Consider the following 15,130-nt stretch of genomic DNA (forward strand, 5'->3'; position numbering starts at 1 on the left):
AATTGTCATGTCCCTCATCGGGCTGCGCCCTACTATGCCGTGACGTCACACCCCCCGGGCAACCAGGTCCCGGCGCCCCCACGGACAGAACGGGACGTACCCGATGCCGCGTTCGCCGCTCGCTTTCCGGACGGAGCGGCTCCTGCTCCGCCGGTTCACCCCGGACGACGCCGAGCCGCTCGTCGCGCTGCACGGCGACCCCGACGTCATGCGCCTCATCGACACCGGACGACCGGTACCGCGGACGGACGTCCTGCAACGGACCCTGCCGGAATTCCTCACGGAGCCCGGTCACCACCCCGAGGACCCCGTCACCGGGCTCGGCGTCTGGGCCGCGGAGGCACCGGCCACCGACGCATTCATCGGCTGGTTCGCCCTCCGCCCGACCACCCCGGGACGCCCCGACGAGGCCACGAACACGGCGACGTGGAGTACGCCGTCACCCGCGAGGAGTGGGCAGCGGCCCGCTGACGCCCTGCGTCAAGAAGCGCTCTGAGACCATGTCAATTGACTCCTTGCATGAAAGCAGAAAGTCCGCTGCCCCGGTGTGGCACACCGGGGCAGCGGACTCTTCTCGGCACAACGTCGGCGGGACGACTTCCCGCCGGGCGGAGGCCGGTCAGCGGTTGAAGATGGGCATGATGGCCTTGCTGTCGTCGCACCACACCTCGTGGTACCCGTTCGCCTGGGCCACCGGGAGTTCCTTCGCTTCGCACTCCGCCTTCGAGGGGTACTTCTCGGCACCGATGGGGACCCAGCCGTCGCCGGGGGGCGGGGCGGCGGAGGCGGTGGTGGCGGTCAGGGGAATGGCTACCGCTGCGGCACCGACCGCGAGGCCGACACCGATACGAGTACGCCAGGACTTCATGGTGATCTCCTTTGTTGTCTTCACCTTCTGAGCTGGTCGGGCTCAGAAGGTGCTCGGCTCGTGTCCGCGGCAGTGCCGAGGTGGTCAGCCGATGGGGTTGACGAAGGTGCCCGGGTGGGTGGCGCTGCGCTGGTCGACGAGCGTGCCCCAGGGCCACTTGATGGTGATCGACTTGGTCTCGTTGGGCGGCGTGACGTCCGCGAAGGCGGGCTGGTAGAAGCCCTCTTCTTCCTTGGTCATGGCGACGTTGATCGTGAAGTCGGTGCTGTCGCCGGGCTCGAGGGTGATCGAGCCGTGCTTGGCCGACGAGCGGGCCAGCGACCAGCGCTCGCCGCCGTTCTCGGACTTCAGGTCCACACCCGCGAAGCCACCGATCTTGCACGCGCGGCTGCCCTTGTTGGTCAGCACGACGCTGGTGGTCGTCGCCCCCTCCGCGTCCGGGTCCGGGGTCGCGTCGCCGCCCGTGGCGAACACCGCCTTCAGGCCGGAGGTGTGGCACCGCTCGACACCCGAACCCGCCCCGCCACCTCCGTTGGCCTGCGCCTTGCCCCCCTGCTGGCCCGCAGCGCCCCCCTTGGTACCGGCCTTGCTGTCGGCCTTGGCACCGGAGTCCGTCTTGGCGCCGGAGCCCTGCGCTCCGGCGGAGGAACCCGCGCCACCGGCCTCCGCGGAGCCCGCGCCGCCGGCCTCGGCGGACGTGCCCGTGTCCGCGCGGCCCGCGGGCTTCGAGCCGGCGGCGTCCGAGCCGGAGCAGGCCGTCAGGGACAGCGCGGCTGCTGCGGTCAGGGCCGCGGCGGCAACGCGCAGGGTGCGGCGACGAGCGGTGCGGACAGCGGTGTTGGAGCTCATTTCGGGTCCCCCGGGGGCAGTGGGTGTCGTTGTTTCCTCGGTACGTCACCTACTTTGCTCGGGGCCGCTATCGCCAGGCTGCCGCTCCGCTAACATCCGGCTAACACGGCTGTGAGCAGGGGAAAGACGCCGGGGAGAGCCTGAAGAAGCAGGCCGCTGACGCTAGTTGGGAAACACCCGTAGGCCCTGCGGCGCGCCCGTCCTACTGCCGCGCCATCCTGGGGTCCCGGTGCACGGGAGGGTGCGGGCGGCCGGCCGGGCCGTAGCGGTACTCCTGGAGCTGTTCGGCCGTCGGATACCACTGCTTGTCGCAACGGCAGCACCACCAGCGCCAGTTGTCCCAGTCGGTGTTGGTGTGCGTGGTGTCCTTCCACAGCCAGTCGTCGCAGTCGGGCGTGGGGCAGGTCGGCGGCAGCGGCATGACGGACCTTTCGTCGGTGGCGGCTGCCCAGCCTTGTGCGCCCGCCACCGCGCCGTGCGGCAGTTCACCCCCGGCCACCCGAACGGGTCGCCCGCCACCCGAACGGACCTCCCTCCGCCCGAGCGGGCCAGGGCCCGGCACGGGACGGGACGGGACGGCAGGAGGACGGCACAGGAACGGCACACCACCACGAAAACGGCCGCGGGCCGCCGCACGTCCTGTGCGACTGCCCGCGACCGTTCGCGAGTCCGCGGTGCCCCGCGGTGTCCCGTGTTCTGTTGTGTGGACGGCTACTTCTTGGGCAGCCACTTCTTCCAGACGTCCGGGTGCTTGTCCACCCAGCGCTTGGCCGCCTCGTCGGCGGACAGGCCGCCCGAGGCGATCGACTCGGAGACCTCGTTCTGGTCGTCCTTGGTCCACTTGAAGTTCTTCAGGAAGGCCGCGGCGCTGCCGCCCTTCTTGGCGAACTCCGTGTTGAAGAACTTCTGCAGCGGGGTCGTCGGGTAGGCGCAGTCGATGGACTTGGGGTCCTTGGCGCCCTTGGCCGCGCAGGCGTCGGTGTACTTGGGCAGCTTGACTTCCTTCATCGGCACCTGGTTGAAGAGCCACTGCGGCTCGTACCAGTACGTCAGGAAGGGCTTCTTCTGCTTGGCGAACTGCTGGATCTGGGTGATCTGGGCCGCCTCGGAGCCCGCGAAGACCACCTCGTAATCCAGCCCGAGGTTCTTCACCAGCGCCTTGTCGTTGGTGACGTAGGACGGCGAACCGTCCATCAGCTGACCCTTGTTGCCGCTCTCCGACGTACGGAGCTGCTTGGCGAACTTGTTGAGGTTCTTCCAGTTGGTGACCTCGGGGTGCTTGTCGGCCCAGTACTTGGGGACGAACCAGCCGATGTGACCGGTGACGCCGTTGCCGCCGCCCGCGGTGATCGTCTTCTTGTCCTTGACGTACCGCTTCTCCTGGTCGGGGTGGCCCCAGTCCTCCAGGATCGCGTCGACCCGGCCCTGGCTGAGGGCGTCCCAGGCGGGGATCTCGTCCACCTGGACGGTGTCGACGTGGTAGCCCATCTTGTGTTCGAGCAGGTACTTGGCGACCGCGACATTGGACTGGGCGCCGACCCAGGTCTGCACCGAGAGGGTGACCGACTTGGAGCCCTTGGCCGCCGCGAACGGCGAGGCCTGCTTGGTCATGTCGGCCTTGCCGCAGGAGGACAAGGAGAGGGAGAGGACCGCCGCGCCGGCCAGCGCGGCCGTCCCGATGATCATGGTGCGCTTACGGGACATGGTCAGGCTCCCTTCCCCGTCGTGCGGCGTTCCGTGGGCTGGGTGACCCGGTCGAGCATCAGGCCCAGGCACACGATGGCGACACCCGCGACCAGGCCGAGGCCCAGGTCTCCGGTGGCGAGGCCGGTGACGACGTCGTAGCCGAGGGCACCGCCGCCGACCAGGCCGCCGATGATGACGACGGCGAGGACGAGGACCACGCCCTGGTTGACGGCCAGCAGCAGCGCCGGCCGGGCGAGCGGAAGCTGGACCTGGCGGAGGATCTGCCAGCGGGTGGCACCGAGGGACTGGGCGGACTCCATGGCCGCGGAGTCCACCTGGCGCAGGCCCTGGGTGGTGATGCGGATGACGGCGGGGAGTGCGTAGACGACCGCCGCGGCGGCGGCCGGGGCGCGGCCCACCGCGAACAGCGCGACCACCGGGATGAGGTAGACGAACTGCGGCATGGTCTGCATGACGTCCAGCACGGGGCGCAGGATCGACTCCAGGCGCTTGCTGCCGGCCGCGAGGATGCCGACGCCGAAGCCCAGCACCAACGTCACCACCAGCGCGGCGATCACCTGGGAGAGGGTGTTCATCGACGGCTTCCACACGCCCAGCACACCGATGGCGGCCATCGCGAGGACGGCGGTCAGGGCGGTGCGCCAGGTGCCGATGAGCCAGGCCAGCGCGGCGACGATGAGCAGCGTGCCGTACCAGGGCAGCGCCGTCAGGCCGTCGCGCAGCGGGTTGAGCACCCAGTCGGTGAAGTGCGCGGCCCAGTCGGCGGTGCCGCCGATGACCGGGACGCCGGAGTAGAGGTGGTCGACCATCCACTCCTTGAAGTCGTTGACCGGGCGGGCGACGTCCACGGCCCAGGCACCCGGCCAGACCAGGGAGCCGGTGAGCCGGCCGACGAGGGCGAGGGCGGCGGTGACCACCGCGACGCCCGCCCAGGCCTGCCAGCCGCGCAGCCACTTCGGACCGGTGGCCGCGGTGTCGGTGCCGAGGCGCTCACCGGCCGCGGCCGTGGTGCGGTCCATGACGATGGCCAGCAGCACGATCGGGATGGCGGCGGCGAGCGCGGCACCGACGTCGACCGAGGCGAGCGCCTGGTAGACGCGGTCACCGAGACCGGCCGCACCGATCATCGAGGCGATCACGACCATGCCCAGCGCCATCATGATCGACTGGTTGACGCCGAGGAGGAGTTCCTTACGGGCCAGCGGCAGCCGGGCGGTCAGCAGCCGCTGCCGTCCGGTGGCGCCGAGCGAGGAGACCGCCTCCAGGACGCCGGGGTCGGCACCGCGCAGACCGAGCGCGGTCAGCCGGGCCATCGGCGGAGCCGCGTAGATGACGGTGGCCAGCAGCGCGGCGGGGACGCCGATGCCGAAGACCAGCACGACGGGCAGGAGATAGGCGAAGGCCGGGAGCACCTGCATGGTGTCCAGGACCGGGCGCAGGATGCGGAACAGCCGCTCGGACAGGCCGCCGGCCAGGCCCAGCAGGGCACCGACGACGACCGAGAAGACCACCGCCACGACCATCAGGGCGAGGGTCTGCATGGTCGGGACCCACATCCCCAGCAGGCCGCTGGCCAGGAAGGAGATCAGCGCGGTGGCGGCGATACGGACACCGGCGACGCGCCAGGCGATCAGCGTGATACCGGCGGTCACACCGGTCCAGCCGAGCGCGAGCAGCAGCATGTAGACGGCGCGTACCGAGATCACCACGGCGTTGCTGAGGTGACCGAGGAAGTAGACGAACAGCCAGTGGCTGTCGCGGTTGTCGATGATCCAGTCGCTGGTCTTGCCGAGCGGGCCGGAGACGTCGACGGTCAGCGAGGACGGCCAGGCGGCGCCGTACTTGGCGGCCAGCAGCGGGACGAGGACCGCCGCGGCGAGCACGAGCAGCAGGAGCTTGCTCAGGTTGGGGAACTGCCGCACCGCCCGCAGGGGGCCGGGCCGTACGGCATCGCTCAGCGGGCGCGTCGCGAGGGGAGGCGTGGAGGTGCTCATGCCCGCCCCCTCTTCACCGTGCCCGTGGGCATGTTCAGGGCGGCGCAGCGCTGGGCCTCGCGCCAGTGGCGCAGGAGGGTGGCGCGCAGCCGGGCCCGCGGCGTGGCCGCGGGAGCTCTGGAACCGACGGCGCGCACGACGCCGCGGTGGGTGGTGGCGGCGTACATCAGGCAGCCACCTCGCCGTGCTGCGGGCTGTCGAGCCGGGCGACCACATTCAGCAGGCAGGCGTGGTCGACGATGCCCAGGCAGCGCGTGCCGTCGACGACCCGGGCGGCGCCGCCGGAGCGGACGACCGCCTCGATGGCGTCGGATATCAGGGTGTCGGGGCTCAGCGCGGGGCCCTCGTCGGCCTCGCCGTCCTCCGCCGGACGCATCGCGCGACGCACGGTCAGCACCTGCTCGCGGGGGACGTCGCGGACGAAGTCGCGGACGTAGTCGTCGGCCGGGGAGCCGACGATCTCCTCGGGGGTGCCGAGCTGGACGATCTCGCCGTCGCGCATCAGGGCGATCCGGTCGCCCAGGCGCAGCGCCTCGCTCAGGTCGTGGGTGATGAAGACCATCGTCCGGCCCTCCTCGCGGTGCAGGCGGATGACTTCTTCCTGCATGTCGCGGCGGATGAGCGGGTCGAGCGCGCTGAAGGGCTCGTCGAAGAGCAGGACCTCGGGGTCGACGGCGAGCGCACGGGCCAGGCCGACGCGCTGCTGCTGGCCGCCGGAGAGCTGGCCGGGGCGGCGCTTCTCCATCCCGGCCAGGCCGACCTTGTCGACCATCTCGTTGGCCTTCGCGCGGCGCTCCGTCTTACCCATGCCCTGGATCTCCAGGCCGTAGGCGACGTTGTCGACGACGGTGCGGTGCGGCAGCAGGCCGAAGTGCTGGAAGACCATGGCGGCGCGGCGGCGGCGCAGTTCGCGCAGCGTGGTGCGGTCCATGGCGCGGACGTCCTCGCCGTCCATCTCCAGCTCACCGCTGGTCGGCTCGATCAGCCGGGTCAGACACCGTACGAGGGTGGACTTGCCGGAGCCGGACAGGCCCATGACGACGAAGACCTCGCCCTTGTGGACGTCGAAGGAGACGTCGCGGACGGCGGCCACACAGCCGGTCTGCTCGCGCAGCTCCTGGACGTTCAGCTTGGCGACCGAGGTGTCCTCGGGTATGCGCTCGGCTTTGGGGCCGAAGACCTTCCAGAGGTTGCGGACGGAGAAGACGACCTCGCGGCCGTCCGCTTCGGAAGCGGACTCGGGCGTGCGGGCGTTGGGTATCTCGGATGCGCCGGCGGCGGTGGTAGCCATCACGCATCACCTCCTTGGGTCGGAGCCTTGTGGAGCAGTTCGGCGCACTTCTCCCCCACCATGAGCACGCCCAGCATCGGGTTGACGGCGGGCATCGTCGGGAAGACGGAGGCGTCGGCGATACGGATGCCGGCCAGGCCGCGGATCTTCAGCTCGGGGTCGACGACGGCGAGCCGGTCGTCGGCGGCGCCCATCTTGCAGGTGCCGGCCGGGTGGTAGACGGTGTGGGCCGCCTTGCGGACCAGCTCGCTGATCTCCGCGTCGTCGGTGACGTCCGGGCCGGGGAAGACCTCGCGCTTGAGCCACTTCTTGAACGGCTCGGCCTGGGCGACCTTGCGGGCCAGCTTGATGCCGTCGACGAGCGTCTTGCCGTCGTAGTCGTCCTCGTCCTCGAAGTACTTGAAGTCGAGGGCGGGCTTGACCTCGGGGTCGGCGGAGGTGAGGTAGAGCCGTCCGCGGGAGCGGGACTTGGGGATGTTCGGCGTCATCGACACCCCGTGCTCGGGGCGCTCGTAGCCCAGTCGCTCGGGGTTGTCGGTGAACGGGATCTGGTAGAAGTGGAACATCAGGTCGGGGCCCTTGTGCTCCGGGTCCCGCTTGACGAAGAGGCCCGCATCGGAGTCCATCGCGGAGTTGCCCGGGATCGGTCCGTCGGTCTCCCAGACGATCACCGACTCGGGGTGGTCGATGAGGTTCTCACCGACACCCGGCAGGTCGAGCACGCAGGGCAGACCCAGCGCTTCCAGGTCCTTCCGCGGTCCGATGCCGGAGTGCATCAGCAGCCGCGGGGTGTCCACGGCGCCGGCGCACACCAGCACCTCGCGGGCCGCCTCGACGTAGACCTCCTCGCCGTCCTTCGTACGGACGTGGACGCCCTTGGCGGTGGTGCCGTCCAGCTCCAGCTTGTGCGCCCAGGTCTCCAGCATCAGCGTGAGGTTCGGGCGGTCGCCGGCCTCGATGTGCGGGTGGAGGTAGGCGACGGACGCGGAGGAGCGCTTGTTGTTCTCCGGGTGGTAGGAGAGGTCGAAGAAGCCGACGCCCTCGTCGAAGGGCTGGTCGTTGAAGCCGACGACCTCGGGGACGCCGAGGGCGGTCTTGGTGGCCTCGATCCAGTCGGTGGCGATCTGGTTCTGGTCCTTCTTGGCGACCCGCACGATGTTGTTGCGCAGCTTGCCGAAGTAGGGGTCCATCTCCGCGGCGTTCCAGCCGGTCGCACCCGCCGCTTCCCACTCGTCCCAGTCGGACGGCAGCGGCTTGAAGGAGATCAGCGTGTTGTGGGAGGAGCACCCGCCGAGCACCTTGGCGCGGCTGTGCAGGATGTGCGAGTTGCCGCGCGGCTGCTCGGTGGTCGTGTACTCGTAGTCCAGGTCGCCACCGAGCAGGCCGAGCCACTTGCGCAGCGTCAGCACGTCCTCGCGGTCGATGTCGGACGGACCGCCCTCGATGACGGCGACGGTGACGTCGGGGTCCTCGGTGAGGCGGGAGGCGATGACGGAACCGGCGGTGCCACCGCCGACAACGACATAGTCATACACAGGCATTGGGGGTGCTCCTTCTTACAACGTGCGTGGTGCGGGTGGTGCTGTGACAGGGGCGGGGTGTCAGCCCGCGAACCAGCGCACCGGCTCCGGCCGGAGGTTTTCGTAAATGTGCTTGCTCTCGCGGTACTCGTCCAGACCTGCGGGGCCCAATTCCCTGCCTATGCCGGACTTGCCGAAGCCGCCCCACTCCGCCTGCGGGAGGTAGGGGTGGTAGTCGTTGATCCAGACCGTGCCGTGCCGCAGCCGCGCGGCGACCCGGCGGGCGCGCGCGGTGTCACCGGAGAAGACCGCACCGGCCAGGCCGTACTCGGTGTCGTTGGCGAGCGCCACGGCCTCGTCCTCGGTGGTGAAGGTCTCCACCGTCAGGATCGGCCCGAAGGTCTCCTCGCGGATCACCTTCATCTCGCGGTGGCAGCCGTCGAGCACGGTCGGCGCGTAGAAGTAGCCGGTGGCCGGGCGGACGTCGGACGGCTTGGGCCGGGCGCCGCCGCAGCGCAGCTGGGCACCCTCGGCGAGCGCGGAGGCGACGTACGCCTCGACCTTGTCGAGCTGCTGCTGGGAGACGAGCGGGCCGCACTCGACGCCGTCCTCGGTGCCCCGGCCGAGCTTGATCTTCTCGGCGCGGCGGGCGAGCTCGGCGACGAAGCGGTCGCGCACCGACTCCTCGATGATCAGCCGGGCACCGGCCGAGCAGACCTGCCCGCTGTGGATGAACGCGGCGTTCAGCGCCTGGTCGACGGCGGTGTCGAAGCCCTCTTCGGTGGCGCAGGCGTCGGCGAACACCACATTGGGGTTCTTGCCGCCCAGCTCCAGCGCGATCTTCTTGGCACCGGAGACCGCTGCCGCGCCCGCCTTCGTGCCGCTGACCAGGCCACCCGTGAAGGAGAACAGGTCGACATCCGGGTGCTCGGCCAGCCGCTGGCCGACCGGCAGACCCGCGCCGGTGACGATGTTGGCGACCCCGGCCGGCAGCCCGGCCTCGACCAGCAGCTTGATCAGGTGCACGGTCGACAGCGGGGTGACCTCGCTGGGCTTGATCACAAAAGTGTTGCCGGCCGCGAGGGCCGGCGCGATCTTCCAGCTTGCCTGCAGGAGCGGGTAGTTCCACGGCGTGATGAGGGCACAGACACCGACCGGCTCGTGCACGACCACGCTGTGCACATCCGGCGAACCGGCGTCGACGACCCGGCCGCCGCTCTCGTTCATCACCAGGTCGGCGAAGTACCGGAAGGCGTTGGTGACGTCGTCGACGTCGACCCGGCCCTCCTCCAGCGTCTTGCCGGTGTCCCGGCTCTCGATGAGGGCGATCTCCTCACGGTCGCGCTGCAGCAGGTCGGCGACCCGGCGCAGCAGCGCGGAGCGTTCGGCGACGGCCGTACGGGGCCAGGCGCCCGTGCCACCGTCGAAGGCCCGGCGGGCTGCCGCGACTGCGGCATCGGCGTCCTCGGCACCCCCCTCGGACACCAGGTGGAGCGTCGTCGCGTCGGCGGGGTCGAGGACCTCCCGCGTTTCGCCGGATGCGGCCGGGAGCCACACCCCGTCTACGTGAATGGTCTCGAGTGACGACACGTCGTTCTGCCTTCCGGTTACCGATCTGTTCCCACTGGTGCAACCACTGGTGTCACCAGCAACGGGGACCCCTCCCCTGAAGCCGCGTATCTATGCCCAAACATTCATGGAAAGTGACTCGACTCACTGAATGTGCGGCGCAATGTCCCGGAACGTACCCTGAATAGCCGTATGTACTTGCCGGACTGTCCCCTCGGGACCGGAGGTACCGGGATGATCAGCAGACGGCGTGCCGCCACCACCACTGCGGCCCTGACCTGCGGCGTAGCTCTCCTCGCCGGGGTCGCCAGTACGGCCGCGGCCTCGGCCGGCTCCTCGGACGGCGGTGAAGGCGATCTCGCGGACAAATCGGCCCAGCAGATCTCCGACGACGCCCTCCAGCAACTGCTCGCCGCGCAGTCCCTGCGGTTGCGCACCGAGACCAGTGCCGATCCCACCAAGCTCGACCTCACCCTCGACCGCGCCGGCAACTGCACCGGCGCCATCAGCAAGGGCGAGTACGGCCGTGTCGAGCTCGTCAAACGCGGCGACGAGGTCTGGATGAAGCCGGACGCGGCCTTCTGGAAGGGCCTGCTGCCCGGCAAGAAGGGAGACGACGCCGCGGCGAAGTACCGGGACACCTTCCTGCACGGCACGACCAAGAATTCATTCCTGCGGGGCGTGTCCGCCGCCTGCGACCTCAAGGCGTTCCAGAAGGCGGCCACGGGCCCCGAACGGCGTCCGTCCGGCACCCCCTCCCCCTCACACTCGGTCTCCCTCACCAAGGGCCGGCCGACCACCCAGGAGGGCACCCGTGTCCTCCCCGTCGTCAAGAAGGCCCGGGGCGCCGTCGAGACCCTCTACGTCGCCATCGACGGCAAGCACTACCCCCGCAAACTCACCGCCGCGGTCGACCACCAGACCGGCACCATCCTCCTGAGCAACTACGACACCCCGGTGTCCACCAAGACACCCGCGCCCGGCGAGACGGCCGACATCTCGGCGCTGGACGACCTGCTGAAGGGCTCGCAGGGCACCTGACGACGGGGCAGCGGGGCCCGTGACCCGCGCCTGCGGTACGTAACCGTTCGTACATACGTATCGTTGAACCGTGCGGCTGCCCGCGCCCGCGCAGCAGCGGGGAGGAGCGGCACGGTGACCATCGAACTGACCGACAGGACCGAGATGGCCGAGAGCGGCGAGCTGGACGACTGGTTCGAGCGGCTGGAGCAGGTGCACATCCCCGAGGGCTACAAGGTGGAGATCGTCGAGGGGAACGTGCACATGGCGCCGCAGCGGGATGTCCACTGGCAGACCATCCGCAGGATCGTGCGGGCGCTGGAGGACCGCTTCGGGATGGACGCCCCGGTCACCTCCGACGTACGGATCGATTTCCCCGGCGAGTTGAACGGCTTCGCCCCGGACGTCGCCAAGTTCGCCGACGATGCCGAGAAGGACGAGCTGGGCCGCTGGCGCTACCAGGATGTCGAGTTCGTCGCCGAAGTCATCTCCAAGGGCACCGCGGCGAATGACTACGGCCCGAAGAAGAAGGCCTACGCCGCCGCCGGGGTCCCCGTGTATGTGATCGTCGACCCTTATCTCGGCTGTTGCCGTGTCTTCACCCGCCCGCGGGGCGACGACTACATGAGCGACCTCACCCTCAAATACGGCGAGCCCATCGACCTGACCGGCAGCTTCGCCGACCTCACCCTCTCCACCGAAGAATTCCCCCGCGACTGACTCCGGTGACCGCCCGGCGCCGTCACCCGCGCTGCCGAACAGGAGGGGCCGTGGGCAGCGGCCCGGACGACAATGCAGGCATGGCTGACACAGCGGCGAAAGCGGTGCTCGAAGGCGGACCCGAGGAGCTTCCCGAGCGGATCGTGCCGGTCGACCCTCCCGGGGCCGAGCTGAAGATCCCGTTCCGGAACGGCTACGAACACTTCCGGGCCACCAGCCGGCAGCAGCACACCGCCGAGGGGGCCCTGCCCGTCTACGAGTGGTGGGAGCGGACGGAGCTGCCCGGGTAATCCGGGTGTTCCGCAGGGCGGCGCCGCCCTCGTGGCGCCCCGTGGGCCGTGCGCAGCGCGCGGCGCGCAGCGCTCAGCCGTGGGGGACGAAACTCTGCAACATGTTCTGCTGGGTCCACTCCTGCTCCGGCCAGTTAGCCTCGGGGCCCAGGACGAGTACCGCGAACTGGCGGCCGTCGGCGACGGTGAAGGCACAGTCGACGACCTTGACCCGCTCATCGAGGCGCTCGCTGTCATAGGCGTAGACCAGTTGGGTGGCATCCGTGCCGGGACCCGGGTAGCCCAGTGGTTCGAGACTTATTTCCTTGTAGCCGGGGTTGCCCGACAGCCCCCGCGACGCCGTCTCCAACGCCTCGTACGGGGTGGTGTCCGGTTCCTTGATCTCGAAGATCTGCAGCAGCCGGCGGTCGTCCGGTGCGGTGTAGAACACCCCGGTCCGGCGCTCGCTGCGCTCCCAGGTGCGGGGCACCGCCAGGGTGAAGCCCTTCTTGTCGTGGACGAGGCGGTAGCCGTCGGGAAGGGCGGTGGAGAGGGGAGTGGCGGTCCTGGTGGCGGCCGTGCCGCCGCTGGATTCACCGGTGGGCGAGGCGGTGGCCGTGTCGTCCGAGGCGGAGGCCTTGGTGCGGGCCGCCGGGCGGGCGGCGGGCGGGTCGTCGCCACCGTGGCCCCAGAGCAGATAGCCGCCGCCGACGGCCGCCGCGATCACGGCCACCGCCGCACCCGCCATCAGGCCCACGCTGCGGTGCCGGACAGCGGGCTCGGTGACGTACTCGGGCCCGAAGGCGGGCTCGGGCGCGACGAACCAGTCGGCGGGCGGCGTACGGGGGAAGAACGGCTCGGCGGCAGGCGCCCGGGAGGCAAGCGGATCGGTGGCGGGCGGATCGGCGGGGCGCGGCTCCGCGGCTAATGGGTCGGCGGCGGATGGTCCGGTGGCAAGCGGCGGGGCGGCGCCCGCCGGAGCACCGCCGCCCGCCGCCGACGGTGCGAAGGACGGCCGGGGCGGCATCGGGCCCGTATAGGGCGCGGGCGGCGGGGTGCCGTCCTCCCAGCGCTGGGTCTCGTCGTTCCAGCGGGCCTGGCCTCCACGCGTCATGGTCAGCCTCCCGCCAGGGCCGCGACCGCCTGGCTCACCGCGGCACCGGAGGCCAGCAGGCCCACGACGGCGCCGGCGTCGGCGAGCGCCGTACGGAGCCGGGCCAGCCGGCCGGGACCCGCCGCACCGCCGTCCGCGATCTCCGCTTCGGTCTCGGCGAGTTCGCTGCTCAGGACCGTGATCTGCGGGCTCTCCACCGCCCGGGACAGATCGTCGCGCAGGGCTCGGACGGCGCGCAGCAGCTCCTCCGTCGCCGGGTCCCCCGCGGGCACGGCCGCGCCTTCGTTGTGGGTCACCGTGTTGTGGTCGCCGATGGCGAAGGCACCCCGGACACTGCCGATGTGGATGCCGTTGCCGCGTTCGTCAGCCGTTGCCACGCTTGGTACTTCCCTTCTAATCGGAGCCGCGGTGGGGGGTGTTGTGGGTGATCGTGTTGTGGTCGCCGACGCCGACGGCGCCCTGTGCGGACTCGATGTAGACGCCGCCCTCGGCCACATGCACCACCCGCTGCTCGAACTCGGCGGTCTGATAGCCCGCCTCGCGCAGCGCCGTGGTCACCCCGGCCACCACCCGCTGCTGAACGGTCCCCAGATAGCGGGCGACGTCCATGTCCTGGAAGAGCGACGACTCACCGAACGAACCCAGCTCGCGTACGGAGGCACCGGGGCCTTCGGGGAGCGCCGCGCCGTGTCCCGCGGTGCCCAGCTGCCAGCTCGCCAGCAGGCCGCGCAGCAGCGTGAGGAGGGCATTCACGGCGGAGCGCGGGGTGTGGGACAGCGCCCACACCGCCTTGCCGAAGCGGTCGTGGCGCCGGAACTGGTGGGCGAGCCGGTCGGCGTCCTGGAAGAGCTGCCGCAGCGGCAACAGCACATGCGGTGCCACCTCCAGCATCAGCATCCCGCCCTGCGTGTGCACCCGTACGAAGAGCGTGGTGACGATGCCCTCGTCCCAGCCGCCGATACGGATGCGCAGGAAGTGCCGGCGGGTCTCGCCGCCCTCCTCCACCGCCGCCGCGCGGTGCCCCTCGAACTCCGCCGGTGCGTACGGCGCCGCAGCGCGGGTCGGCAGCCCCTCGGCCGGCAGGAAGACGCACTCGTCCACCTCCAGCGCGCGCAGCCGGTCGCGCACCGCTGCCGCCCCCGGCGAACCGTGCGGTGACGGCACCCGCAGCGCCGCCACCAGCGGGATGATCCGGGCCAGGATGGCGCCGTTGTCCAGCGGTTCGGGCTCGCGGTCCGCCCGGGGGTTCAGCTCCACCGCCAGCGACCAGGTCTTGTACGGGTATCCGGCGCCGCAGAACGGGTGGGCGGCCCGGTACATCACCAGCGGCCCGTGCTGCTCGATCCGCACCCGCTCCCGCAGCCGCCGGGAGCGGTGGCTCTGGGACCGTTCGGCAGGGTCGGACATGACGTCGGGGAAGCGTTCCCTGGACAGTTCGCGCGCCAGCGCACGGGCGAACTGGCCGCGTTGCAGCGCGACCATGCCGGCCAGCGCCAGCGGCAGCAGCAGCGCGATCCACACCGGCAGCAGGGTGTTGGCCCCAATGCCGCCCCCGAGTGCGGAGACACCCGTTCCCACGCTGAGGGCGCCCTCCGACGACGGGTTGCCGTACGAGTCGTAGCTGTCCGGGGCGCCGCTCGTCAGGGGGTTGAGGGCGTCCGGGAGGGGGAAGAACATCCAGTCCACGCTCATGTTGGTCCCGCCGCACGCCACCACCAGCAGCGACAAGCAGTAGAGCGTCAGCGACAGCCGTCCGTACCAGCGCAGCACGAAGGCGCACAGCACGGCCAGCCAGCGCGGGATCTGTGCCCGGTGGACGGCGCGGCCGAGTGCCATCAGGACGATGGGGAACAGGTAGAGCACCACGAGGCCCGCGGACAACGGGATGGCCACGATCCATAACAGCACGATCGCTGCCGCCCAGCTCAGTTCCAGCCGCCGGGCGCGCAACGCATGGGCCAGGACCCGGGCGGCGTCGATGCCCAGGGAGGGCGCGGCGAACCGCTCCTCATGGACGTACAGCTCGTCGATGACGGTGTCGCGGAAGGTGTCGTCCAGGTAGGTACCGGCGCACAGCAGCCGAGTGGCTTCGCTGGCGCCCGGCGGGGTCGGGGGGAGCGGTGGGGGCCCGGCGCCCTCCGGCGTCCGGCCCGACCGCCGCGGGCCGTCGGGCTCTCCTTGCTGCTGGGGCACATCCGTACGAGCCATC

The 15,130-nt window shown here is 70.7% G+C and carries 16 protein-coding genes; 4 read left to right on the forward strand and 12 right to left on the reverse strand.

Annotated features, from left to right (window positions below):
- The first annotated feature begins 103 nt into the window (after nt 1-103).
- A complete protein-coding gene (locus Scani_RS06580) occupies nt 104-496 on the forward strand; it encodes a GNAT family N-acetyltransferase (RefSeq protein WP_159470901.1) in 393 nt (130 codons plus the stop codon).
- A gap of 123 nt (nt 497-619) precedes the next feature.
- Here Scani_RS06580 and Scani_RS06585 read toward each other — a convergent pair whose 3' ends face one another.
- The 9 genes from Scani_RS06585 to Scani_RS06620 form a co-directional block, all read right to left on the reverse strand.
- Entirely contained in the window at nt 620-868 is a 249-nt protein-coding gene (locus Scani_RS06585; protein WP_159470903.1) for a hypothetical protein, read from the reverse strand.
- An 84-nt stretch (nt 869-952) separates the two neighbouring features.
- Nucleotides 953-1,717 carry a DUF4232 domain-containing protein gene (locus tag Scani_RS06590; protein WP_159470905.1) on the reverse strand — a complete coding sequence of 255 codons (765 nt, stop codon included), beginning with the start codon at nt 1,715-1,717 and terminating at the stop codon, nt 953-955.
- 202 nt (nt 1,718-1,919) lie between these two features.
- Nucleotides 1,920-2,216: a hypothetical protein gene (locus tag Scani_RS06595; protein WP_246295520.1), complete on the reverse strand. Its 297-nt coding sequence runs from the start codon at nt 2,214-2,216 to the stop codon at nt 1,920-1,922.
- Between the two features lie 212 nt (nt 2,217-2,428).
- On the reverse strand, nt 2,429-3,421 hold the full coding sequence (locus Scani_RS06600; RefSeq protein ID WP_159470907.1) for an ABC transporter substrate-binding protein: 993 nt from the start codon (nt 3,419-3,421) through the stop codon (nt 2,429-2,431).
- A gap of 2 nt (nt 3,422-3,423) precedes the next feature.
- Nucleotides 3,424-5,418, reverse strand: a complete 1,995-nt coding sequence (locus Scani_RS06605; RefSeq protein WP_159470909.1) for an ABC transporter permease — start codon at nt 5,416-5,418, stop codon at nt 3,424-3,426.
- Complete coding sequence (locus Scani_RS39890) at nt 5,415-5,585, reverse strand: hypothetical protein (RefSeq protein ID WP_167538032.1); 171 nt, start codon at nt 5,583-5,585, stop codon at nt 5,415-5,417. Before Scani_RS39890 ends, Scani_RS06605 begins: the two co-directional genes overlap by 4 nt.
- Nucleotides 5,585-6,709 (reverse strand): quaternary amine ABC transporter ATP-binding protein, encoded by a 1,125-nt coding sequence (locus Scani_RS06610; RefSeq protein ID WP_159470911.1) that lies wholly within the window; start codon nt 6,707-6,709, stop codon nt 5,585-5,587. Before Scani_RS06610 ends, Scani_RS39890 begins: the two co-directional genes overlap by 1 nt.
- Nucleotides 6,709-8,250: a GMC family oxidoreductase gene (locus Scani_RS06615; protein WP_159470913.1), complete on the reverse strand. Its 1,542-nt coding sequence runs from the start codon at nt 8,248-8,250 to the stop codon at nt 6,709-6,711. The genes Scani_RS06610 and Scani_RS06615 overlap by 1 nt, the downstream gene beginning before the upstream one ends.
- Nucleotides 8,251-8,310: 60 nt before the next feature.
- On the reverse strand, nt 8,311-9,819 hold the full coding sequence (locus tag Scani_RS06620; RefSeq protein ID WP_159470915.1) for an aldehyde dehydrogenase family protein: 1,509 nt from the start codon (nt 9,817-9,819) through the stop codon (nt 8,311-8,313).
- 213 nt (nt 9,820-10,032) lie between these two features.
- On the opposite strand from Scani_RS06620, the gene Scani_RS06625 reads away from it, so the two are divergent.
- The 3 genes from Scani_RS06625 (at nt 10,033) to Scani_RS06635 (ending at nt 11,828) form a co-directional block, all read left to right on the forward strand.
- Nucleotides 10,033-10,839, forward strand: coding sequence for a hypothetical protein (locus Scani_RS06625; RefSeq protein WP_159470917.1), 807 nt, complete (start codon nt 10,033-10,035; stop codon nt 10,837-10,839).
- Nucleotides 10,840-10,953: 114 nt separating this feature from the next.
- Nucleotides 10,954-11,538 (forward strand): Uma2 family endonuclease, encoded by a 585-nt coding sequence (locus tag Scani_RS06630; RefSeq protein WP_246295521.1) that lies wholly within the window; start codon nt 10,954-10,956, stop codon nt 11,536-11,538.
- Between the two features lie 80 nt (nt 11,539-11,618).
- A complete protein-coding gene (locus Scani_RS06635) occupies nt 11,619-11,828 on the forward strand; it encodes a DUF5988 family protein (protein ID WP_167538033.1) in 210 nt (69 codons plus the stop codon).
- Between the two features lie 73 nt (nt 11,829-11,901).
- Here the strand turns inward: Scani_RS06635 and Scani_RS06640 are convergent, their stop codons facing one another.
- From Scani_RS06640 to Scani_RS06650, 3 genes are read right to left on the reverse strand one after another with little or no spacing between them, the layout of a single operon-like run.
- Nucleotides 11,902-12,921 carry a serine/threonine kinase C-terminal domain-containing protein gene (locus tag Scani_RS06640; protein ID WP_159470919.1) on the reverse strand — a complete coding sequence of 340 codons (1,020 nt, stop codon included), beginning with the start codon at nt 12,919-12,921 and terminating at the stop codon, nt 11,902-11,904.
- Between the two features lie 2 nt (nt 12,922-12,923).
- Nucleotides 12,924-13,298, reverse strand: a complete 375-nt coding sequence (locus Scani_RS06645; protein ID WP_159470921.1) for a hypothetical protein — start codon at nt 13,296-13,298, stop codon at nt 12,924-12,926.
- A gap of 16 nt (nt 13,299-13,314) precedes the next feature.
- On the reverse strand, nt 13,315-15,129 hold the full coding sequence (locus tag Scani_RS06650) for an AbeC-like domain-containing protein (RefSeq protein ID WP_167538034.1): 1,815 nt from the start codon (nt 15,127-15,129) through the stop codon (nt 13,315-13,317).
- Nucleotide 15,130: the final 1 nt, after the last annotated feature.

The sequence above is a fragment of the Streptomyces caniferus genome (genome assembly GCF_009811555.1).
Lineage (GTDB): Bacteria > Actinomycetota > Actinomycetes > Streptomycetales > Streptomycetaceae > Streptomyces > Streptomyces caniferus.

Coding starts and splice junctions, on each gene's coding strand:
- Scani_RS06580 (WP_159470901.1), top strand. CDS start 104: ATGCCGCGTTCGCCGCTCGCTTTCCGGACGGAGCGGCTCCTGCTCCGC.
- Scani_RS06585 (WP_159470903.1), bottom strand. CDS start 868: ATGAAGTCCTGGCGTACTCGTATCGGTGTCGGCCTCGCGGTCGGTGCC.
- Scani_RS06590 (WP_159470905.1), bottom strand. CDS start 1,717: ATGAGCTCCAACACCGCTGTCCGCACCGCTCGTCGCCGCACCCTGCGC.
- Scani_RS06600 (WP_159470907.1), bottom strand. CDS start 3,421: ATGTCCCGTAAGCGCACCATGATCATCGGGACGGCCGCGCTGGCCGGC.
- Scani_RS06605 (WP_159470909.1), bottom strand. CDS start 5,418: ATGAGCACCTCCACGCCTCCCCTCGCGACGCGCCCGCTGAGCGATGCC.
- Scani_RS39890 (WP_167538032.1), bottom strand. CDS start 5,585: ATGTACGCCGCCACCACCCACCGCGGCGTCGTGCGCGCCGTCGGTTCC.
- Scani_RS06610 (WP_159470911.1), bottom strand. CDS start 6,709: ATGGCTACCACCGCCGCCGGCGCATCCGAGATACCCAACGCCCGCACG.
- Scani_RS06615 (WP_159470913.1), bottom strand. CDS start 8,250: ATGCCTGTGTATGACTATGTCGTTGTCGGCGGTGGCACCGCCGGTTCC.
- Scani_RS06625 (WP_159470917.1), top strand. CDS start 10,033: ATGATCAGCAGACGGCGTGCCGCCACCACCACTGCGGCCCTGACCTGC.
- Scani_RS06635 (WP_167538033.1), top strand. CDS start 11,619: ATGGCTGACACAGCGGCGAAAGCGGTGCTCGAAGGCGGACCCGAGGAG.
- Scani_RS06640 (WP_159470919.1), bottom strand. CDS start 12,921: ATGACGCGTGGAGGCCAGGCCCGCTGGAACGACGAGACCCAGCGCTGG.
- Scani_RS06650 (WP_167538034.1), bottom strand. CDS start 15,129: ATGGCTCGTACGGATGTGCCCCAGCAGCAAGGAGAGCCCGACGGCCCG.